This window comes from Pseudomonas sp. RIT357, from assembly GCF_000632245.1.
Classification (GTDB): Bacteria; Pseudomonadota; Gammaproteobacteria; order Pseudomonadales; family Pseudomonadaceae; genus Aquipseudomonas; species Aquipseudomonas sivasensis.
The window spans coordinates 299709-321205 of sequence record NZ_JFYX01000047.1 but is presented as its reverse complement, the minus strand read 5'-3'; the positions used below and the strand labels follow the sequence as shown (position 1 = coordinate 321205).

Below are 21497 nucleotides of genomic sequence, written 5' to 3'. Positions count from 1 at the left end.
ATAGTTTGTCCTCCCCCGTCGAACCCTGGAGAAACCCCATGTCCTCTCTGGCAATGAGCTCTTTCGTAGAACAGCAGATCGTCCTGCACCAATTCACCGCCAAACACAGCGCACAGGCCCGCGCGATGCTGGGCTGGAGTCGGGAAGACCTGGCCCGTCATGTCGGTGTGGCGGTGGAGGCTATTCAACGGTTTGAAAGCCAGGGTGACAGCGATGATGCAACGCGCCTGGCGCTGGCGTTTCGGCTGGAGGCTGAAGGGCTGGTATTTTTCCCAGGCTTTGCGCCGGGCTGGGGAATGAGTGCGCGCCGCCTTAATATCACGCCACCTGAACCCGTGGCACAGGGCATCATGTCTCGGCTGATGGGCTCAACCACCGCATCAATAGACTCTCCCAATGCCCAGCCGAATGGTGCGTAAAGCCTATCCAAGTCAGCGGACCAGCCGGCACCTTTAACCAGGTCTCATGCCGGCGCACGCTACGTAGGGAGATCAACGAGTGGGATTGCCCGACGCCACAGTCAGCCCCTACCGTGCATCTGCATGGCCACGAACACTGCGATACCCCTGCACCAGGACTGCCAGTGAATCCTTCGACCATCTTGCACCGTAGAACCACAACGTAGCCCCGGCTCCCAAAGGCTCGCCCAGCCTTGGGTATCCACTCCAACAAGCCTGATGGAACGCGGCACTCTGACTGTCCGAGACCAGCGCATCCAGCCGATGCTCAGTCATAAGGTCGTCGATTTCGTTACGCGTGTGGAGGTCGAATTGCAGCGAGCCATCGACCTGTTGTGCAGACACCGGTACAAGGAGCGCCCCGGCCTGTCGTAATTGCTCCAACGCTCGCAGGAACGGCGCCCGATGCTTGAGGGGTTCTTGATCACCGTTGCGCTCATATCGGTCGGCAAAACCTACGCGCCGGCCAGCCAGCATGCTGAGGGCAGTAAAAGTGCTGTTGTTCTGCACCAGAGGCACCTCCACCATCACCGGTCCCTCGGGTTCGATGCCGCTCAAGGCAATCAGCGTCAATGAGGGGTCACGCACGGGTTTTATCGGCAGGGCCGGCGCGTTATATCCGGGGATCAGGACGCCATCCCTGGGATGGACTTGAACGTGTGGATCGCCACAAAAAGCGATGTTGCGGGGAGGGGGCTGCTCAGAGGACGGAGCGTGGCACGACGTTGCCCGACCGGCTATATCCATGAGTGCAGCCAGCGGCTGCCCTAACTGGCAAACCGCCTCTGTTCGCGGATGTTTACTGCATTTTTTTTCCACCAAAACTACCCCCTGAACCGTGATTTTCCGGGGATCATCGCATCCTTCACTGGCGTGTGTCGCAGCCCTGAAACAACATGAAAACTCCTTTTTCCCACACCTCTTCCATCAGCTCAAAAGCTGCTCTTGTGCATCTTTTTGAGTTTCAACTTCCAGCCACCATGCATACCCACGCTCAGGCTGATTCAAGCTGAATGCCTGGCCCATGGGTGGCGTAGTGATCGACACATTACGCTCCCAAGCCAGCGCCATGATGCGGTCAAACGGTTCATGCCAGGCATGAAACGCCAGGTCGAAGGTACCGTTGTGGATCGGCAGCAACCAGCGGCCCTTGAGGTCGATGTGCGCTTGTAGGGTTTGCTCCGGCTGCATGTGCACATGGGGCCAGTCAACGTTGTAAGCACCGGTTTCCATCAGCGTCAGATCGAACGGGCCGTATTGCTCGCCGATGCGCTTGAAGCCATCGAAGTAACCCGTGTCACCGCTGAAGAAAATCCTCCGCGCACCGTCGATCATCACCCACGAACACCATAGGGTCTGATTGGCATCAAACAGGCCACGCCCGGAAAAGTGCTGAGCCGGCGTGGCCACAAAACGGATGCCGTCTACCTCGGTGCCCTGCCACCAGTCCAGTTGGCGAACCTTGCTGGCGTCGACACCCCACTTGATCAAAATGTCACCCACGCCAAGCGGTGCTAGAAAATGACGGGTCTTGTTGGCCAATTGGACGACAGCCTTGCGGTCCAGATGGTCGTAATGGTTGTGGGAAAGAATCACCGCTTCGAGATCAGGCAGCTCTTCAAGGCTGATCGGCGGCTGATGGAAGCGTTTGGGGCCGGCCCAACTGAATGGGGAGGCACGCTCGGCGAACACCGGGTCGGTCACCCAGAACTTACCGCGCATTTTCAGCAATACAGTGGAATGCCCCAAGCGAAATACGCTGTGATCAGGCGCCGCCAACAGTTGCTCGCGCGTCAGCGGCTCTACCGGAATCGCCCCCACCGGTCGCGTGGTGCGCGGCTTGTTAAACACCATGTTCCAAAAAATACGCAGCGTTTTGCCAAGCCCGCCATGTTGCACAGGGGCGTCGTTGCTGAAGTGCGCCTTGCCCTGCTCTGCTGGCTTGAGCGCTGCAGACGTGCGGTCGACGCGGGGTGAGATGGTGGCCATTGCAGAGTGACTCCTACGGTCCGCTCATAAATTACACTGCACAGTGTAGTTTCAAGATTGCAACAAAACAGGGAGCAAGTAAACTACCGAGTGTAATTTTCCTTCAAGAGCTGAGCGCCATCCATGACTGCCCCTCAACGCCTCACCGACCGTAAACGCCAAGCCATCGTGGCTGCTGCCATCGCTGAGTTTCGCGATAACGGTTTCGAGGTCACCAGCATGGACAAGATCGCCGCCACCGCCGGCGTTTCTAAGCGCACGGTGTACAACCACTTTCCCAGCAAGGAAGAGTTGTTCGCCGAGATTCTCCACCAGCTCTGGGCCAGCAGCGTCGCTCAGCTTGACGTCTGCTATGCCAGCGACCGCCCGCTGCGTGAGCAATTGCGCGGATTGCTGGAGGCAAAGATGAAGATGATGTCGGACGCCAACTTCCTCGATCTCGCCAGAGTCGCCATCGCGGCTACCATTCATTCGCCGGAACGTGCGCAAGACATGGTTACCCGCCTGAGCCAGCGCGAAGAAGGCTTCACCCAGTGGGTGCGCGCCGCCCAGGAAGACGGCCGTCTCTCCTGCACCGACCCGGCATTTGCCGCCCATCAGATCCAGAGTCTGCTCAAAGCCTTCGCATTCTGGCCGCAGATTACCCTCGGCCAACCAACCTTGGACGCAGCCAACCAGGCCAGCGTGATCGAGTCCGCCATTGACCTGTTCCTGGCCGGCTACGAAGTCAGGCCCACACCCGCCCAGTAATGCCTGTTGTGTAAGCGACACTTAAGGTCGTATTTGACGCTTTCGCCCTCTGTTTTGCGTAAATGGCCTGGAAGGACACTGATTATTCCCACGGGAATAACTGACAATATTCATCGGCCTTATCCGATCAACGGTTCATCCAGCGAACGTGCGCCTTCATATAGGTAGAAAAGCAGCTCAATCAGGACTTTATGGAAAACAGACAAGGCAAAGGACTCTCGTTTGCCAGGCGCATCTACAGGCCCAGAATCATCGGCTCTGCCATGTGCAGCATCAGTGTAATAGCCGCCCTGTATCCGTTGGCGATGCCGGGGTGGGTCTGGGCAGCGCTGTTGGCCAATGGTTTTGTCTGGCCGCACCTCGCGTATCAACTGGCGACCCGCGCCAAAGTCCCCTACGACGCCGAGCGACGCAATCTGGTGTACGACGCGTTATTCAGCGGCTTTTGGGTCGCGACGTTGCAGTTCGCGCCGTTAACCACCGTGACCTTGCTGTCCATGGTGTCTATGAACAACGTCGCCGCCGGCGGCAGATACCTGCTGTTACGCGGAGCACTGGCGCAACTGCTCGGCGCCGGCGTCGCTGTTTTGCTGTTTGGCCTGCACTTCAACCCTGGCATCAGCGTGGTCCAGGTCTACGCGTGCCTGCCGATGCTGACCTTCTACCCCATGGCCATCGGCATGATCTGCTATCAATTGGCGATCAAACTCTCGGACCACAAACGCGCCCTCCGTGCCTTGAGCCGCATCGACAGCCTCACGGGATTACTCAATCACGGGTCCTGGAAAGACTTGCTGCACCTCAAGTTCCACAAGTGCCAGCAACAACAAACCCACGGCACCATTGCGCTGATCGATATCGATCACTTCAAACAGATTAACGACACTCATGGCCATATCGCCGGCGACGCCGTGCTGCGCCAGTTGAGCTTGGAATTAAGGCGCCACTTGCGGGAAAACGACTTGGCTGGACGTTACGGGGGCGACGAGTTCTGTGTGATTCTTCCGCGAATGAACCAAGAAGAAGCCGCACAGGTGATGGAGCGCATGCGCGAAACCTTCAGCAACTACCGCGCCCCACACATCCCAGAGCTGCGCGTGAGCCTGAGCATTGGCTTGGCGGACTTCCAGCCCTCCTTCACCAGCGCCGCTATGTGGCTGAATGCGGCAGATCGAGCGCTATATGCAGCGAAAGATAACGGCCGCAACCGAGTGAATGTCAGCGACGAAAGAGTCGCCTATTCGGCCTGATGCAGCCTCCAGCGCACCCGCGGAGATAGCACAGAGCCACCATCTGTCGCCTACCCAAAAAAGGTCCTGCCCTTGGGGCGAACTTCTTGGCAATCTGATCACTCTGAATCCCTTGTTCCACCTCCCTCTGTCGGCAGCAGGAAGCCGACAATGAGCACGTCAACCGTAGGCCGAGCGCCGTACGGGGCAGGCGCCTATACATGGAAAACTCAGACTCTGCCTGCCCGAGCCGCCACCATGCTATTCAACACCCATAAAAAAACCATCAACGCCCTGCAGCACACGGTTTCCCACCAAGCCAGCATGCTGGATGCCATCGAGCGCTCCATGGCGGTGATCGAATTCGATCCGCAAGGCAATGTATTGCGGGCCAATGACAATTTCCTCAACACCATGAGCTATCGCGCAGAGCAAGTTGTGGGCAAGCCCCATCGAATGTTCTGCACACCGGCGTTCGCCCGCAGCGCCGAGTATGACCAGTTGTGGTCGAACCTGCGCAATGGCCAATTTCAATCCGGAACGTTCGAACGCCAGGCGAGCAATGGGGAATCGGTGTGGCTGGAAGCCAGCTACAACCCAGTCCGTGATGAGGCAGGGCACGTGATAAAGGTGGTTAAGTTCGCCTTGGACGTGACCCCGCGCCTGCAAGCCGAGAGCGAAGCCAGCGCCAAATTGGAGGCGATCGACCGGGCCATGGCGGTGATCGAGTTCAACCTCGACGGCACCATCATCACGGCCAACGCTAACTTCCTGCAGCGCATGGGCTATAGCCTCGCGCAAATCCAGGGCAAGCATCATCGCCTGTTCTGTTCTGCGGAGCTGGCCAACAGTTCGGCCTACACCGAGTTCTGGAAGCGCCTCAACCAAGGTGAGCTGTTCAGCGGCCAATTCGAACGCGTGGATAAGAACGGCCGGACGGTGTGGCTTGAAGCCAACTACAACCCGGTATATGACGCCAGCGGGCGCCTGTGCAAAGTGGTGAAATTCGCCTCGGACGTGACCGCCAAGGTGGAGCAACATGCCGCCGATGCGGCGAGCGCGTCTCAGGCGTATCACATTTCCCTGAACACCCAGGACATCGCGGAAAAAGGCGCCGAAGTGATTCAGCAAAGTGCCAACGGCATGCGCGAAATTGCCTCAGACATCGACGGTTCTTCGCAACTGATCGCCAAGCTGGGTGAGCGTTCGCAGCAGATCACCGCCATCGTCAACACCATTGGCGGCATCGCCGACCAGACCAACCTGTTGGCGCTCAACGCGGCCATCGAGGCGGCGCGCGCGGGTGAGCAAGGGCGTGGGTTTGCCGTGGTGGCCGATGAAGTTCGGCAACTGGCCGCACGCACAAGCCGTTCGACGGCGGAAATTTCCAGCATGATCGCAATGATCCAGAACGAAACGCGCCAAGCCATCGACAGTATGGACGGTACCCGCGACCGTGCAGCCCAGGGCGTGGACTTGGCCAACCGCGCCGGGACCGTGATCCTGCAAATACGCCAAGGCACTAACGAGGCATTACAGGCGGTGAGTGCGTTTGCCAATGACCGTGTCCGCCACTAAGTAGGATTTGGGTTATTCATGTGTAAGACAGGTCGCCAGGACTATAGTGAACCAACGTCTTAACCGTGATGACCCGAGCCCGCCATGACCCCAGAGAAGCCTGAAACCGCACCTATTGACCACATGCGTTTCCACCGCCCCCACGCTCACCTGGCGCCGACTTTCGGTAACGATACCTTCGCGCTGAAGGCCGAAGCCTTCGCCCGTTTCTTCGGCACCCCGACCTTCCTCGGCGCGCAAACCGCGATTGTGGTGCTGTGGGTGGTTCTGAATGCGACCGGCATCACTCACTTCGACGTGTACCCGTTCATCCTGCTCAACCTGGCGTTCAGCCTGCAATCGGCCTATGCCGCGCCGCTGATCCTGTTGGCCCAGACTCGCCAGGCTGCGCGAGACAAGGCGCAGTCAGACGCCGACGCACAGCATCGCGAAGCCTTGGCCACTGCCAATACCGAACGCCAGGCCCAGGCCGCGCAGACCACCAAACAGCTGCTGGAATTGCTGGAGCAAAACACCCGACTGACGGAGATGACCAAGCAACTGACCGAGCATATCGAAAGCCTGACATGCGAAATGCATGAGCACTTCGTACGAAAAACCTAACGATCCGGCAACCGTACATGCTGTCCCAACTCATCAAACAACGTGACCACCGAGCGCAATGCCCGGCAATCGGGACGTGTGAGCAACCACAGCGCCGTGTCATACCCTGCCAATGCAGGGCCCAGTGGTTGCAGACCCTCATCAAGCAGAAAGTCCGGCAACGCCGCCACACCCATTCCCGCCCGTACCAATTCGGTCACCGACAACATGCTGTTGCAGCGATAGCTGGGCCGAATTCCCGGCAAGTGTTCGCGGCGCCAGGCGACGGTGGGATGATCGGGCAGGAAGTCATCCGGCGCGATCCAGGTCAGGTCGGCCAGTTCACGGCCTGCATGACGGCGGGCATAGTCGGCGCTTGCGTAGACTTGGTACGACACGGTGCCGAGGCAACGTCCTACGAGATGCTCAGGCGGAGTCTTGGTCAGGCGTAGGGCGATATCTGCATCGCGGCGGCTGAGGTTGGCGAAATCATTGGAGGTGCTCAGTTCCAGGATCAGCGCAGGGTAGTCCGGCATGAACTGCGCCAATGCTGGCAGCAACAGACCTTGCAGCACCGAGTCAGTACAGGTCAGGCGCACTGTGCCGCTGATCACCTCGCCCCCCTGCTCCACGCCGATGCGCGCCGCTTCGAGGGCCAGTTCGGCGCGTTCAGCCTGCTGCGCCAAGTTGTTGGCCAGGCTGGTGGGCAGGTAGCCGGCGCGGCTTTTTTCAAACAGTGTCTGGCCCAGCGCCGCCTCCAAGCGTCGTATCGCGCGAAACACTGTGGACACATCCACTCGCAACAACGCTGCCGCCCGCGCAAGGGACCCACCGCGCACAAGCGCAAGGATCAGCGAAAGGTCAGGGTAGTCAATTGAATAGTGCGTCGGTGCATTGAGCATATGGGAAAACGCCAATATTGATTGCGTGAACGCCAATCTATAGTGCGCCTCAGCCCACAACAAGCCATGGAACGCACACGATGAAAGCCACCCCCTTACGCCTCGCGCTGATTGGCGATTACAACCCGCACGTCACCGCGCACCAAGCCATTCCCGTGGCCCTGCAACGGGCGGCCGATACGCTGGGCATGACTGTTGATGTGCACTGGCTCGACACCGACACCCTGCCTGAATCCCTGCACGACTTCGACGGTTTCTGGTGTGTACCCGCCACCCCTTACCGGGATACCGACGGCGCACTCCGGGCGATCCGCTTCGCCCGCGAGCAGCGCCGACCGTTGCTCGGCACCTGCGGTGGTTTTCAACATGCATTGCTGGAATATGCACGTAACGCGCTGGGTTGGGTCGACGCCGAACACGGTGAAGTGGCTCCTGACGCAAAACGCGCCGTGATCACACCCTTGACCTGCGCGCTGGTGGAGTCGACCGACACCGTACGTTTAATGCCCTACACGCGCATCGCCGAGGCCTACGGCACCCTTGATCTTGAAGAAGGTTATCGTTGCCGTTACGGGGTGAACCCCGAATTCGCCAACGCGTTGCTGGAGGGCGACCTGATCGCCACCGGCCACGACTGCGCAGGGGACCTGCGAGCAGTGGAATTGCTCGGCCATCCTTTCTTCGTCGCCACCCTGTTCCAGCCCGAACGCGCGGCGCTCAAGGGCATCGCGCCGCCCCTGGCGATCGCCCTGCTCAAGGCGTGCCAGGAGCAATCGGCATGATCGCCAAGACACCCACCCCGCCCTACTACGCAGTGATTTTCAGCTCACTGCGCACCGAGGGCGATCACGGCTACGGCGAGGCCGCCGCACACATGCTGGAACTGGCACGGCAGCAACCTGGTTTTCTGGGCGTGGAATCGGCGCGGGAAGATGGCCTGGGGATTACCGTGTCGTACTGGAGCAGCGAAGCGGCAATCCTGGCGTGGAAGCAGCAGGCCGAGCACCGGAACGTGCGTGAGCAGGGCCGCGCCACCTGGTACTCGGCATTTCAGACAAGGGTGTGCAAGGTGGAGCGGGCCTACGGTTTTGAAGCGAACTAGCTCACAAGACTGCGCAACGCACTGATCTGTGGAATCTCAACCCGACGCATATACACGCGCAGCGGCTCAGTAATGTTGATGCGGTCATCGATGTTTTGGTCCAGCAGCAGCTGAATGCGTTCACGCGATAGGGTCATGGTCTGCTCGGGGGCGGGCAGCCAGACAAATTCGGCGGTAGGAATGATCCCGTCATCGGCCACGTCCATGCCGAAGGAGTCTTCGCTGAAACGTACGATGTACTGGCCAGTCTTGCGATTAAGGCCCACAAATCCGTGGAGTTGGTCGGCGGCCTGGCAGATAAGCTCGGAAGTGATGCGCATGGTAAACCTCACTGAAAAGTCCCACAGGGACTGGAAAGATGGTTTACACGCGTGGCGGAAAGTACTGCCCTCTAGCGGGGCGGCTGCGGTCAAGAGTACTGCAATGCCTGGCAAAAAAACCGAGAAAATTGACGGGTGCGCACGTTAATGTCGGTTTGGTGATAGCGCCTTTCGCAATCAATTGTTAAAAAGGAGGCCTTCTAAAAGCTACCTCCACGAAAGGACTTCGCATATGCCTGTCACGTTTACCAAGAGCGCCCTGCTGCTGGCCCTGATGCTCGGCCTTGGCCAGGCGCAGGCTGCCGACCCGATCAGCCCGGCTGAATTGGCAACCAACGAAGGCATTCCCCACCCTGCCGTGATCGCTCACCGAGGCGCCTCCTACGACGCTCCGGAATCCACCGCCGCCGCCTACAAAGTTGCGCGCGACCTGGGTGCCGACTACCTGGAACTGGACCTGCAGCGCAGCAAGGACGGCGTGTTGTTCGCCCTGCACGACAACAACCTGCAGCGCACCACCGATGTGGCCACCAAGTTTCCCGAGCGTAAAGACGCGCCGGCCAACGAATTCACTTGGAAGGAACTGCAAAGCCTCGATGCCGGCAGTTGGTTCAACGCCGCCTACCCGGACCGTGCGCGTCCAGGCTTCGTCGGTCTGAAGATCCTGAGCCTGGACGACATCATCAAGATCGCCGAAGGCAATCCGCAGCACAAACCCGGCCTGTACATCGAGACCAAGGAGCCCAAGCAGTTCCCGGGCATCGAAGCCGACCTCAAAAACAAGCTGTTGGATAAAGGCTGGTTGAGCTCCGCCGGCTCCAAGCTGGGCAAGAGCAACACCGGCGTCGGCCAGGGCAAGGGCCGCGTAGTGCTGCAAACCTTCGAGACCGCCAGCCTCAAAGAGCTGCAGAAAGAAATGCCGAACACCCCGAAGATCCTGCTGTTGTGGGTGGGTGAAGGCAGCATCGAGCCGAAATCCAAGCAGACCTTCGCCGAATCCGGCGAGCCGACCAAGGCCGCCTACTACGCCAAGCAAGAACCGAAAGACGCCGCCGAGTTCGAAAAATGGGTCGACGAAGCCAAGAGCCTCGGCGCCATCGGCACCGGCCCATCCGCCGAGCTGACCGACCACGGCGACCAGAGCTATTCGGACCTGGTGAAGCCTGAAATGAACAAGCTGACCCACGACAAAGGTCTGCTGGTGCATGTCTACACCGTGGATGAGCCAGTGGATTTCGAGAAAGTGATGAAAGCCGGCGTCGACGGCATCTTCACCAACCGCGCCGCCGAGCTGCTGAAGTTCTACAAGCGCTGGCCGTCGTCCAGCGTGCAGGATTTGCTCAACGACTATAAGTACTGAGGCATCGTTGGTGTCAGTGCGCCATTAAGGATGAATTAAGTTGCGCCAGTTAATCTGGCGCCACTTAAACAGCTCACCAAAGAAGGACATACACCATGAAAACTTTGACCACTTTGTTCGCCGCAACTGCCCTGACGCTGACTGCCGGCCTGGCCCAAGCGGATGTTCGTCCGGATCATATTGAAGGCCTGGTCAAATCCGGCGCAGTGATGCCTTTTGACAAGCTCAACGCCGCGGCCGTAGCCACTCACCCTGGCGCGACAATTACCGACACCGAGCTGGACAACAAACACGGTGTAGCCGATCAATATGTCTACGACGTAGACCTGACCGACACCGCTGGCAAGAAGTTTGAAGTCAAGCTCGATGCCAAGACCGGTGCCGTGCTGGAAAACAAGCAAGACACCTGAGTTGAATCCTCAAAACCGCGCCACCTTCGGGTGGCGCGGTTTTTTTATGGGCGCTCGTCAGTAATGCCTGGAAAAAGCGCCGTCGCTATGAATCAAATTCCCCCGACTCAATTCAAGGTCGTTAGACTTCCCCGCATCAGCCAGGGCATTACGCCATCGCACAGCACACCGAGAACACGTCATGGAGCAAAAAGCCGTCGACATTGCCACCATTGGCCGAATCAGTGCCGTTCCCGCAATGCTCCAAGTGATCAGCGACATGACTGGCCTGCGCTTTGCCGCCGTTGCGCGGGTGACCGACGAAACCTGGACCGCCTGCGCTGTACTCGACCGCCTGGGATTCGGCCTCGGCGTCGGAGGCGAGTTGGACCTGACCACCACCATTTGCCACGAGATTCGCGGTTCCCATATCTCCGTGGTGATCGACAAGGCCAGCGAAGACCCGATCTACCACGACCACCACACACCGCGCCTGTACCACTTCGAAAGCTACATTTCGGTGCCGGTATTCCGCACCGACGGGCGCTTCTTCGGCACGATCTGCGCCTTGGACCCCAATCCCGCCATGCTGCGCAGCAGCACGATCCGATCGACCATGGAATCGTTTGCGCGGGTGTTGTCATTGCAGATCGAAGCCGAAGAAGCCGCGCAGCAAACACAAGCGCAATTGCAGGAAGAACGCAGTACCGCCGAACTGCGCGAGCAATTTATCGCCGTGCTCGGCCATGACCTGCGCAACCCGTTGTTTGCAATTAACTTCGGTGCCGAACGACTGCTGCGTAAATACCCGGACCCCGCCACCGATACCCTCGTGCGGCACATTCTCACCAGCGGCCGACGCGCCGCGCAGTTAGTGGAAGACGTGCTGGATTTCGCCAGGGGCCGCATGGGCAGCGGCATTCCACTGAACATCGGCGACTGCCAGGGGTTACAGGCGGCGTTGCAGCATGTGGTATCGGAAGTGCAGAGCGTGCACCCGCAGCGCGAGATTCGTGCGGATATCGGTGATCTGCAAGGGGTCAGTGGCGACCGCGACCGCTTGGCGCAGTTGCTGTCTAATCTGGTGGCCAATGCCATTCACCATGGCAGCCATGACGGCCCGGTGGAGGTGCGCGCGCAGGTTGAGGACGACCATTTCCACCTGTCAGTGAAAAACGCCGGCCAGATAAGCGCGCAAGCCTTGCCCCGGCTCTTTGAGCCTTACTCACGCCCAGCGACGAACACGCCCCAGGCCGGCCTGGGCCTGGGGTTGTATATCGTCAAGCAGATTGCCGAAGCTCATGGCGGTGAACTCAAAGTGTCCACCACCGCGGAGCACGGCACGATGTTTAGCTTCAGCCTGCCAACCGGCTGATCAGGCGCCCAGGCGCGCCGTCACCTCATTCAACTCACCGGACAAACCGCGCAGATTGTGGCTCGCGGCTTCGGTGCGTTGCACGTTGTCGAGGTTGGCCGTGGCCACGGTGGTGATCTGGGTGATATTGCGCGAGATGTCCTCGGCGACCGACGTCTGCTCCTCGGCCGCCGTGGCGATCTGGCGGTTCATGTCGCGGATCGCTTCCACCGCCTGAGTGATGTGGTCGAGCATGGCGCCGGCCTGGCTGACTTTTTCCACGCTGTCATCGCTGCACGACTGGCCGCTGACGATCGCCTCGGCCGCATCGATCGCGCCGGTCTGCACCGCCTGAATAATCTGGTTGATCTCGATGATCGACGCGGCCGTGCGTTGCGCCAGGCTGCGGACTTCATCGGCGACGACTGCAAAACCACGCCCCGCCTCGCCCGCCCGCGCCGCCTCGATAGCGGCGTTGAGCGCCAGCAGGTTGGTTTGCTCGGCGATGCCGCGAATCACTTCCAACACTTTGCCGATACGTACGCTGTCAGCTTCCAGGCGTCGGATGATGGTGCCGGTGTTGAGGATTTCCGTGCGCATCTGGCCGATGGTAGCGATGGTGACCTTCATCACTTCACCGCCTTCGCGGGCCGAGTGATCTGCCTCGTCGGCCGCGCGCGAGGCACTGGCAGCGTGGCGTGCGACTTCCTGGGCTGTGGCCGACATTTCGGTCATGGCCGTGGCCACTTGGTCGGTACGGTTGAATTGTTCTTGGGTGCCGGTAGCCATCAGGCCGGCAATCGAGTTCAACTCGCCGCTGGCGCTGACCAAGTCGGTGGCGCTGCGCTGCAAGCGGCTGAAGGTTTCAGCGAGGAAGTCGCGCAGCGTATTCGCGGCGGCGGCCAGGTGGCCCAGTTCATCCTGACGACGGCTGGCCACGCGCTCGGCAAAGCGGCCGTGGCTGAGTTGCGTGACGTAGTCGATCAAGCCACGAATCGGCAGGATCAGGTTGCGGTTGATCAGCCACAGGCTGAACAGGCCGATCAGCACACCAGACAGCAACATAATCGCCAGCCCCACCAGCACGGTGCGCTCGGCGTAGGCACTGATGGCCTGAGATTGCTGGCTGCCTTGGGCACGCAGGTCGCTGACCAGAGCGCTCATCTGCTCACTGGCGGCGCGGTCTACGCCTTTGACTGCCGTATCTCCGACGGTTGCATCACCACCCGCCGCCATATAGGCATCACGGCCCTTCTGATAGGCCACGCCCAGTTGCTGGTGCTCCAGGCGCAGGGTTTCGATGCGTCGGCTCAACGGCGCGTCGCTGCTGGTCTGGGTGACCAGGCGAGCGAGGATACTTTGCACATCGCGCTGCCGGTCCTGGAACTGGCCCCAATATTTCTCCATATCCTGAGGCTGCTTGCCGCGCAGCAGCACGTTTTTCCATTCCTGCACCTGCACCTTGAACTGCAGGTTGGCTTCGTCGATCAATTGCGAAGTGAGCAACGGCCCGTCAATCAAACTGCGATAACTCTGCACCCCGTTGGAGAGGAAGTTGAAACAGGCCAGGGCGATCAACAATATCGCCAGCAAGCTGCCACCGAGCAGCGACAGGATTTGTGCTCTCAAGGAGGTTCGCAAAACATTCATCGGGGAAAGCCTCGATACAGGTAAGTGGCGTGTGCACGCCTTGACCTCCCTGTCGACAAAGACACCGCACATCCCTAACGGTTGTTAATGAGCTGAATCGGCCGGAATAGAGCCTTCTTGAAGGGATTCGGACAAATGGTCAATAAAATGTCACGAATGCGAAATAAACCAACGACTGTCATAAAAATGTCAAACAACCCTGTAATTATTCGCCACGCGACCTGTGAAATGTCCTACAGGCCTTTTCTCTGCGAGCCTCCATGAATCACAGCATCGATCACAGCCATCAGGACTCCGATCTGTTTGGCTTGCTTTACGGTTTTCGTTTTCGCCCAGGTGTTAAGGGGGAGCAGATTGACTCGGCTACCGCCCTGGCGGCATTGAAGCAACCGCAGGACCCGGAGGAGTTCTTGTGGCTGCACTTGAACCTCGCCCACGCCGCCTGCGAGCGCTGGATGCAGGCGCACCTGGAACTGCCTGAAGAGTTTTTCGAGGCCCTTCACGAGGGCTCGCGCTCCACCCGCATCGAACACGTCGACTCGGCCTTGCTGGCGGTGGTCAACGACGTGGTGTTCAACTTCAGCAGCATGGTCTCGTCGGATATTTCCACGCTGTGGGTATGCGCTCGCAGCCGCCTTTTGATCAGCGCGCGGCTGCAACCGTTGCACTCGGTGGACAAGTTGCGCTCGTCGGTAAAGGCCGGAGAACACTTTCGCTCGCCACTGGAACTGTTGGTGCATTTGCTGCGCGACCAGGGCGAAGTACTGACGCAGATCGTGCGCAAGACCAGCATCAGCGTCGACCATATCGAAGACCAATTACTGTCCTCGCGCCTGTCCACCAACCGCGCCGAACTGGGTGCCGCGCGCCGGGTGCTGGTGCGCCTGCAACGCTTGCTGGCGTTGGAGCCGGGCTCGTTGCTGCGCCTGCTCAACCGACCGCCGCAATGGCTGCAAAAGGAAGACGTGAAGGAGTTGCGCAAATCCACCGAAGAGTTTGCGCTGATCATCAACGACCTGACGGCTCTGGGCGAACGCATCAAACTGTTGCAGGAAGAGATCGCCGCCAATCTCAACGAACAAAGCAGCCGCACACTGTTCACCCTTACGGTGGTGACGGTGCTGGCACTGCCGATCAACATCATCGCCGGTTTTTTTGGCATGAACGTCGGCGGCGTGCCGCTTTCACAAGACCCGGAAGGCTTCTGGATTTTGGTGGCGCTGGTCGCGACCTTTACCTTGATTGCCGGGCGTTGGGCGTTTCGCAGATTTTCAAATTGAAATGAGATCCGCTGTGGGAGGGGGCTTGCTCCCGATGAGAGTGTGTCAGCCAACACCTCTGCCAGCCCTGCCGCCGCTATCGAAGCCTCGCTGAAGCTCGACATCTCCCACAGGGATCGGTGGTGTCTATGAGTTTCGCGGCTGTGTGCGCTGCAAGACAGACTAATGGCGTGCCTGATTGACCAAACACTGACCTGCGGCAGCACCGTTGTAACATTCTGCAATGACTATGAACGACATCCTTCATCACCTGGATGCTCCGGCATGGCCACCCCTTCCCTGACTGCCTCCACGCACTCATCTTCCGTCGATTCAAAACCGCGCCTGGACAAGAAACCTGGCCTGGTGACCGTGATCATTTTCTTCGCCGTCCTCGCCATGGGACTGTTGTTCACCGCCTACAGCCTGATGCATGACATGCACGAACTGGGCACGGTGGTCACCACCTGGACGCCGTTCCTGCTGCTGGGCGTCGCGTTGTTGATCGCTCTGGGCTTCGAGTTCGTCAACGGTTTCCACGACACCGCCAACGCCGTCGCGACGGTGATCTACACCAACTCGCTGCCACCGCATTTCGCGGTGGTGTGGTCGGGCTTTTTCAACTTCCTCGGCGTGCTGCTCTCCAGCGGCGCGGTGGCGTTTGGCATCATCGCCCTGCTGCCGGTGGAGCTGATTTTGCAGGTGGGCTCATCGGCCGGTTTCGCGATGATCTTCGCCCTGCTGATCGCTGCGATCCTGTGGAACCTCGGCACCTGGTGGCTGGGTTTACCGGCCTCGTCCTCCCATACGCTGATCGGCTCGATCATCGGCGTCGGCGTGGCGAATGCCTTGATGCACGGACGTGACGGTACCAGCGGGGTAGATTGGGCCCAGGCGACCAAGATTGGTTATGCGTTGCTACTGTCCCCCTTGATCGGCTTTGCGTTTGCAGCCTTGTTGCTGCTGGCCATGCGCGCCTTTGTGAAGAACCGATCGCTGTACAAGGCGCCCAAAGGCAACACTCCGCCGCCGTGGTGGATTCGTGGCATGTTGATCGCCACCTGCACCGGCGTGTCGTTCGCCCACGGCTCCAACGATGGGCAGAAAGGCATGGGCCTGATCATGCTGATTCTGGTCGGCACATTGCCCATGGCCTATGCGTTGAACCGCACCATGCCCGCCGAGCAGTCTTTGCAGTTCGCGGCGGTGGCCGAAGTGACCCAGGCCGCCCTGATGAAAACCACGGCGCAGGCATTGCCCGGCGACCCTCGCCCCGTCCTGTCGACCTACGTGCGCACCAAGCAAGCCACACCGGACCTGGTGCCGGCCCTCGCCGCGCTCACCGGGCATATCGGCGAAGAAGTCAAAGGCTACGGTTCCCTGGCCAAAGTCCCCGCCGAGGCGGTCGGCAACGTGCGTAACGACATGTACCTGACCAGCGAAACCATTCGCCTGATGGACAAGGGCAAGGTCGGCAATTTCGACGCCGACACCCAAGACAAACTGCAGCTGTTCAAGCAACAGATCGACAACGCCACGCGCTTCATTCCGCTTTGGGTGAAGATCGCGGTGGCCATTGCGCTTGGCCTGGGCACCATGGTCGGCTGGAAGCGCATCGTGGTCACGGTGGGCGAGAAAATCGGCAAGACCCACATGACCTACGCCCAAGGTGGAGCGGCGGAAACAGTGGCGATGCTGACCATCGGGGCCGCAGATATGTATGGGTTGCCGGTGTCGACAACCCATGTGCTGTCATCCGGTGTGGCGGGGACCATGGTGGCCAATGGTGCTGGGTTGCAGATGCGGACGATCCGCAATTTGCTGATGGCGTGGGTGCTGACGTTGCCGGCGGCGATTCTTCTGTCTGGCAGCCTCTACTGGCTGTTCACCCAACTTTTCTGACACAACATAGATTGAAACTGTGGGAGGGGGTTTGCTCCCTCCCACAGTTGGATGTGTGTTGTGTCAGTTGTTGAAGAGTCCCGTCATGGCCTTGAGCCGCTTCTTGTACACCCGCCGCGCCTCAAGGGCCTCCTCCAGCGTCACCGCCACAAAACCCGCGCGCTGGTTGGGCTGCATCTGCCCGATCAAATCCAGATCGGCACTGATCACCGTGCCGATCATCGCGTAGCCTCCGCCCGACACCGCATCTCGATGCAACACAATCGGCTCCAGCCCCGCCGGTACCTGGATCGAACCGATGGGGTAGCAACTGTCGACAATATTCGACGGATCCGAGCCCGCCCCAAACGGCTGTTCCCGTGGTTCAAAGCTCAACGCGCTACCGCCCTTGAAGCGATAGCCGATACGGTCCGCTTCGGAACCCACGGTCCACGGTTCGGCGAAAAAACTGCTTTTGGCGGCATCGGTCAGGCGCTCGTAATACAGGCCAGGCACCACACGCAGGGTGATATCGCCCCCTACCGACCGGCGCAAGGCCATCGGCAAACTGTTGCCCGCCCGGCCCTGCCCGCAGAGCTCACCGATGGGCAATTCATCACCCTCCTGCAAGCGCCGACCTTTAAACCCACCAAGCGCGCCCAGGGTGTAAGTGGAGCGACTGCCGAGCACCACGGGCACATCAATGCCGCCGGCCACCGCCAGGTAAGTCCGTGCGCCGGCCTTGGGAAATTCGAAACGCAGCACCTGCCCGGCACGCACCTGGAACGCGGTGTCCTGATGCACCACTTCACCGTCAAGGCGCGGCGACATGAGCGCGCCGCTGAGTGCCACCAACGCATCCTGTTGGAATTCCAATTCAGGCCCGATCAAGGTGCATTCCAGGCCCGCCGCACCGACCGGATTGCCCACCAGATGGTTGGCCGCGCTCAGCGCGTATTGGTCCAGCGCCCCCGACGGCGGAATGCCCAAGTGGTAATAACCTTCGCGGCCAAGGTCCTGCACAGAGGTGGCGAGGCCGGGTTTGAGGACTTTGATCATGCCAGCGCCTCCTGCAGGGTTTTCGGATAGCCCATCGGGTCGGCCAGAAAGGCGTCGAGGGAAAATTCCACCGGGCGGATGCGCAGGTCGAAACGTCCTGCGTCCACCTCGGCGACGGCCAGGTCGTAGGCATCACGTTCTATGGGTTTGAACTGCACGATGTCACCGGGGCGAAAGAACACCATGTGCTCCTTGAGGTAGGCCAACTGCTGCGCCGGGTCGTAGATCGGTGCCGGGGTCACGCCGAACATTTGGTAACCGCCAGCGCCGCGCACCGAGTAGATACACCCAAAGCAGCCACCATGGCCGAGGGTGAGTTTGGGCGTGTCGGTGCGCGGGCGCAGGTATTTGGGCACCTGCAACTGCCGCTCACGCTCGACCATTTGGAACATGAACGGCAGACCCGCGACAAACCCGACCATCGACACAAACCACGGCGCGCCGCTGTGAGCGGCGATAAACGCGTCCACATCCGCCAGACCATTGATGCGCGCGGCGTACTCCAGGTCGGTGCCGCTGGGGTCTTGATGGCGATCGCGAAAACGCATCAGGGTTTCATGGGTCCAGGGGTCGTTGTACAGCACCGGGATTTCGATGATGCGCGTGCGCAAGGTGCGTTCGGCCACGGCCTGGGCTTCGGCGCTTTGCACGGCGTCGAGCAACACATGGGGCGCGATGCGGTCGGGGTCGAAGCGGATCTGGAACGAGGCATTGGCCAGGCACACATCCAGCACGCCTTCCAGCGCCAGGCGCTCCACCGCTCGGGTCACCGCCATGCCCTTGAAAAAGGCCTCCAACGACATGCTGTCGCTGACCTCGGCAAACAGGTGTTCATCACCGCCGAAGCTGTAGCGGATGGGGGTCGTTTCAGCCATGTCGCTTCCTCTTGGAATGGTTATGGAAAGGCAGGCAAAAAAGTAAGGGGTCGATCTTATTAGGGTGTTTTGACCGTGATACCCGCCTGGTCCAAGGCTTCGCGGGTGGCTTCCACCAGTTCCAGGGCGCCGGGAGTGTCGCTGTGCAGGCAGATGGAATCGAATTCGATAAACAGGTCTTCGCCTTCTACGGTGCGCACCAACCCCGTCTGACAAGCCCGCAGGACACGTGCCGCCACCGTTGCAGGATCAAGCGCGCGAACAGTGCGAGTAAACACGATGGAGCCCGTCAGATCGTACTCACGATCGGCATAAAATTCCCGGACCACCGGTTGCCCCAACTCCTTGGCCACCCGCCAGATCACCGAGTTGGGCATGCAGTACAGCAACAGCGTCGGTTCGATGAGTTGCAGGTTTTGCACCAGCAGCCGGGCCGCTTCTTCGTCACGGGCCAGGTGCATGTAAAGCGCGCCGTGAGGCTTGATATGTTGCAGCGTCACGCCTTGGGCGCGGGCGATTTCCCGCAGGGCACCGAGTTGGTAGAGGATATCGTCCACCAGTTCCTGGGCCGGTGCGTTGATATGCCGACGGCCAAAGCCGACCAGATCACGAAAGCCGGGATGGGCGCCGATGGCCACGCCCAGTTGCTTGGCGCGTTCTACGGTGCGGCGCATGGTGCCGGGGTCGCCGGCGTGGAAGCCGGTGGCGATATTGGCCGAGCTGATGTAGGCCATCAGCTCCGCGTCGACGCCATCACCGATGGTCCAGGGGCCGAAACCTTCGCCCATGTCCGAATTGAAATCCACTGCCTGCATCGGGGTCGCTCCGCCAGAAATGATGTTGGAAAAGTAGGCTGCGCCTTGACCCCTTGGGAAGATCTATTATCAGATGCCCTATCTTCTGAAAAACAGATATCGCTCATGTCGCTGACCTTGCGCCAAATCCGCTACTTCGTCGCCACCGCTGAGATCGGCCAGATTTCCCAGGCGGCGATCCACCTGAACATCTCGCAGTCGGCGGTGACCACGGCGATCAAGGAGTTGGAGGCGATGCTCGGCGTGCAACTGTTTGTGCGCTCGGCCCAAGGCATGAACTTGACCGATGCCGGGCGGCACTTTCTCAACCGCGCCTATGTGATTGTGCGCAGCGTGGACGATGCGCTGAACAGTCCATTGCCCGACTACCGCGCCAGCGGCGTCCTGCGGGTAGCGGCCAGTTACACCGTGCTTGGTTACTTCCTGCCCCATCACTTGCAGCGCATGGAGCATTGGCATCCGGACGTGACCATCGAGGTCTTCGAGCAGGAACGCCAGGCGATCGAACAAGGTCTGCTAGACGGCCAGTTCGACATGGCCGTGGTGCTCACCGCCAACCTGACTCACCCGGCGATCGTTTCCGAGATTCTGTTCAACTCGGAACGTCGCCTGTGGCTGCCCAGCCATCACCCATTGTGCGAGCGCGGCGCCGTGAGCCTGGCGGATGTCGCGCAGGAGCCCTACATCCTGCTGACCGTCGATGAAGCCGAACACAGCGCCATGCGCTATTGGGAACAGGCCGGGCAAACGCCTAAGGTGCGGCTGCGCACCAGTTCGGTGGAGGCAGTACGCAGCATGGTCGCCAATGGCAGCGGCGTGGCGATTCTGTCGGACTTGGTGCACCGCCCGTGGTCACTGGAAGGCAAGCGCATCGAAACCCTGACCGTCACCGACCCGGTCACGCCCATGAGCGTCGGACTGGCCTGGCACCGCGAGCGGGCATTTACCCCGGCGATGCAGGCGTTCCGGGATTACTTTCACGACGCGTTCCTGGCGCCGCAGCAACTGTCGGCGCGCCGTTAAAGATGGGCTTGCAGGGTGGCCGCCAACCAGTCCATGAACACGCGCACCCGCAACGGCAAATGCCGCTGGCCCGCGTAGAGCAAGGACACATCCAGCGGCGGCGCCGGGTAGTCCGGGAGCAGGGCAACCAACTCGCCACTGGCGAGCAAGTCACGAATACCCAAGGCCGGCACCTGAGTAATGCCAAAACCGCCCAGGCACGCCACGCGATACGCATCTGTGCTATTGACCGTCACCCGCCCGGCCATGGGGATGCGCTGCACCTTGTTGCCTTGCTGATACTCGAAACCGGCCGAGCGTGAACCCAACGGCCGCACGTAATGCACCAATTGATGCTGCGCCAGATCGGCCAAGGTCGCGGGCACGCCGTAACGTTGCACGTAACCCGCGCTCGCGCAGTTGATCATCGGCATGCGGCACAGCACGCGTGCGACCACGCTGTGGTCCGGCTGGGCGCCGACGCGCAGTACGCAGTCGAAGCCTTCGGCGAGCAGGTCGACCTGGCGGTCGGTGCAACTGATCTCCAACTCGATCAACGGGTGCGCGTCCATGAACTGCGACAAGCGCGGCAGGATCAGTTCCCGCGCCATCACGTTGGGCATGTCGACGCGGATGCGCCCGCTCAGTTGCGCTTCGTCCTGGCGAAACAGCCCTTCGAGTTCCTCCATATGCGCGAGCAGGTCCTTGCTGCGCTCGTACAACACGCGCCCGTCCTGGGTCGCCTGCACTTTACGTGTGGTGCGCTGCAACAGACGCGCGCCGAGCAGTTCTTCCAGCGCCTGCACATGCTCGGACACCGTGGAACGCGGCAGCCCCAGACTCTCGCCCGCCTGGGTAAAACTCGACAGTTCGGTGACCCGCACGAAGGTGCGCAGCAACTCAAGTTTGTTCATGGGATTGTTCGCCTTATCCGGCCAGTGAT

At 60.2% G+C, this 21497-nt stretch carries 22 protein-coding genes and 1 pseudogene; 14 read left to right on the top strand and 9 right to left on the bottom strand.

What is annotated here, in order from left to right; all coding sequences use genetic code 11:
• The first annotated feature begins 38 nt into the window (after positions 1-38).
• On the top strand, positions 39-419 hold the full coding sequence (locus BW43_RS02775; RefSeq protein WP_032891073.1) for a helix-turn-helix transcriptional regulator: 381 nt from the start codon (positions 39-41) through the stop codon (positions 417-419).
• Between the two features lie 108 nt (positions 420-527).
• Here the strand turns inward: BW43_RS02775 and BW43_RS0127815 are convergent, their stop codons facing one another.
• Positions 528-1046: a hypothetical protein gene (locus tag BW43_RS0127815; protein WP_081797863.1), complete on the bottom strand. Its 519-nt coding sequence runs from the start codon at positions 1044-1046 to the stop codon at positions 528-530.
• Positions 1047-1385: 339 nt separating this feature from the next.
• On the bottom strand, positions 1386-2447 hold the full coding sequence (locus tag BW43_RS02780) for an MBL fold metallo-hydrolase (RefSeq protein WP_032891071.1): 1062 nt from the start codon (positions 2445-2447) through the stop codon (positions 1386-1388).
• Between the two features lie 123 nt (positions 2448-2570).
• On the opposite strand from BW43_RS02780, the gene BW43_RS02785 reads away from it, so the two are divergent.
• The 5 genes and pseudogenes from BW43_RS02785 to BW43_RS02800 all read left to right on the top strand — a co-directional run bounded on the left by BW43_RS02785 (position 2571) and on the right by BW43_RS02800 (position 6607).
• Positions 2571-3197, top strand: coding sequence for a TetR/AcrR family transcriptional regulator (locus BW43_RS02785; RefSeq protein ID WP_032891070.1), 627 nt, complete (start codon positions 2571-2573; stop codon positions 3195-3197).
• Between the two features lie 191 nt (positions 3198-3388).
• On the top strand, positions 3389-4447 hold the full coding sequence (locus BW43_RS02790; RefSeq protein WP_032891069.1) for a diguanylate cyclase: 1059 nt from the start codon (positions 3389-3391) through the stop codon (positions 4445-4447).
• A gap of 150 nt (positions 4448-4597) precedes the next feature.
• Positions 4598-5404 (top strand): annotated as a pseudogene (locus BW43_RS29695) (PAS domain-containing protein); the annotation flags it as partial.
• Between the two features lie 18 nt (positions 5405-5422).
• Entirely contained in the window at positions 5423-6004 is a 582-nt protein-coding gene (locus tag BW43_RS29690; RefSeq protein ID WP_371260759.1) for a methyl-accepting chemotaxis protein, read from the top strand.
• An 84-nt stretch (positions 6005-6088) separates the two neighbouring features.
• Entirely contained in the window at positions 6089-6607 is a 519-nt protein-coding gene (locus BW43_RS02800; RefSeq protein ID WP_032891067.1) for a DUF1003 domain-containing protein, read from the top strand.
• Here BW43_RS02800 and BW43_RS02805 read toward each other — a convergent pair.
• Positions 6604-7488: a LysR family transcriptional regulator gene (locus BW43_RS02805; RefSeq protein WP_032891066.1), complete on the bottom strand. Its 885-nt coding sequence runs from the start codon at positions 7486-7488 to the stop codon at positions 6604-6606. The genes BW43_RS02800 and BW43_RS02805 overlap by 4 nt on opposite strands.
• Before the next feature lie 80 nt (positions 7489-7568).
• Here BW43_RS02805 and BW43_RS02810 point away from each other — a divergent pair, with 80 nt between their 5' ends.
• Both BW43_RS02810 and BW43_RS02815 read left to right on the top strand, forming a co-directional pair.
• A complete protein-coding gene (locus tag BW43_RS02810) occupies positions 7569-8270 on the top strand; it encodes a CTP synthase (protein WP_032891065.1) in 702 nt (233 codons plus the stop codon).
• Positions 8267-8590 (top strand): antibiotic biosynthesis monooxygenase, encoded by a 324-nt coding sequence (locus BW43_RS02815; RefSeq protein ID WP_032891064.1) that lies wholly within the window; start codon positions 8267-8269, stop codon positions 8588-8590. Before BW43_RS02810 ends, BW43_RS02815 begins: the two co-directional genes overlap by 4 nt.
• Here the strand turns inward: BW43_RS02815 and BW43_RS02820 are convergent.
• Positions 8587-8910, bottom strand: a complete 324-nt coding sequence (locus BW43_RS02820; RefSeq protein WP_032891062.1) for a DUF2025 family protein — start codon at positions 8908-8910, stop codon at positions 8587-8589. The genes BW43_RS02815 and BW43_RS02820 overlap by 4 nt on opposite strands.
• 232 nt (positions 8911-9142) lie before the next feature.
• Between BW43_RS02820 and BW43_RS02825 the strand changes: the two genes are divergently transcribed.
• From BW43_RS02825 to BW43_RS02835, 3 genes are all read left to right on the top strand, one after another.
• A complete protein-coding gene (locus BW43_RS02825) occupies positions 9143-10270 on the top strand; it encodes a glycerophosphodiester phosphodiesterase family protein (RefSeq protein WP_032891060.1) in 1128 nt (375 codons plus the stop codon).
• A 95-nt stretch (positions 10271-10365) separates the two neighbouring features.
• Positions 10366-10680, top strand: coding sequence for a PepSY domain-containing protein (locus BW43_RS02830; RefSeq protein ID WP_032891059.1), 315 nt, complete (start codon positions 10366-10368; stop codon positions 10678-10680).
• A 181-nt stretch (positions 10681-10861) separates the two neighbouring features.
• Entirely contained in the window at positions 10862-12034 is a 1173-nt protein-coding gene (locus BW43_RS02835) for a GAF domain-containing sensor histidine kinase (protein WP_032891057.1), read from the top strand.
• Here the strand turns inward: BW43_RS02835 and BW43_RS02840 are convergent, their stop codons facing one another.
• Complete coding sequence (locus tag BW43_RS02840) at positions 12035-13663, bottom strand: methyl-accepting chemotaxis protein (RefSeq protein ID WP_032891055.1); 1629 nt, start codon at positions 13661-13663, stop codon at positions 12035-12037.
• Between the two features lie 260 nt (positions 13664-13923).
• On the opposite strand from BW43_RS02840, the gene BW43_RS02845 reads away from it, so the two are divergent.
• Together BW43_RS02845 and BW43_RS02850 are read left to right on the top strand one after the other, a co-directional pair.
• Positions 13924-14943 (top strand): transporter, encoded by a 1020-nt coding sequence (locus tag BW43_RS02845; protein ID WP_032891053.1) that lies wholly within the window; start codon positions 13924-13926, stop codon positions 14941-14943.
• A 264-nt stretch (positions 14944-15207) separates the two neighbouring features.
• Entirely contained in the window at positions 15208-16824 is a 1617-nt protein-coding gene (locus tag BW43_RS02850) for an inorganic phosphate transporter (RefSeq protein WP_032891052.1), read from the top strand.
• A gap of 63 nt (positions 16825-16887) precedes the next feature.
• On the opposite strand, the gene BW43_RS02855 is transcribed toward BW43_RS02850, so the two are convergent.
• The 3 genes from BW43_RS02855 to BW43_RS02865 are packed head-to-tail and all read right to left on the bottom strand — an operon-like array spanning position 16888 to position 19552.
• Positions 16888-17862 carry a biotin-dependent carboxyltransferase family protein gene (locus BW43_RS02855; RefSeq protein WP_032891050.1) on the bottom strand — a complete coding sequence of 325 codons (975 nt, stop codon included), beginning with the start codon at positions 17860-17862 and terminating at the stop codon, positions 16888-16890.
• A complete protein-coding gene (locus BW43_RS02860) occupies positions 17859-18737 on the bottom strand; it encodes an allophanate hydrolase subunit 1 (RefSeq protein ID WP_032891048.1) in 879 nt (292 codons plus the stop codon). Before BW43_RS02860 ends, BW43_RS02855 begins: the two co-directional genes overlap by 4 nt.
• A 59-nt stretch (positions 18738-18796) precedes the next feature.
• On the bottom strand, positions 18797-19552 hold the full coding sequence (locus BW43_RS02865; RefSeq protein WP_032891046.1) for a 5-oxoprolinase subunit PxpA: 756 nt from the start codon (positions 19550-19552) through the stop codon (positions 18797-18799).
• A 105-nt stretch (positions 19553-19657) separates the two neighbouring features.
• Between BW43_RS02865 and BW43_RS02870 the strand changes: the two genes are divergently transcribed.
• Complete coding sequence (locus BW43_RS02870; RefSeq protein WP_032891044.1) at positions 19658-20575, top strand: LysR family transcriptional regulator; 918 nt, start codon at positions 19658-19660, stop codon at positions 20573-20575.
• On the opposite strand, the gene BW43_RS02875 is transcribed toward BW43_RS02870, so the two are convergent.
• Positions 20572-21468, bottom strand: coding sequence for a LysR family transcriptional regulator (locus BW43_RS02875; RefSeq protein ID WP_032891043.1), 897 nt, complete (start codon positions 21466-21468; stop codon positions 20572-20574). The genes BW43_RS02870 and BW43_RS02875 overlap by 4 nt on opposite strands.
• Between the last annotated feature and the right edge of the window lie 29 nt (positions 21469-21497).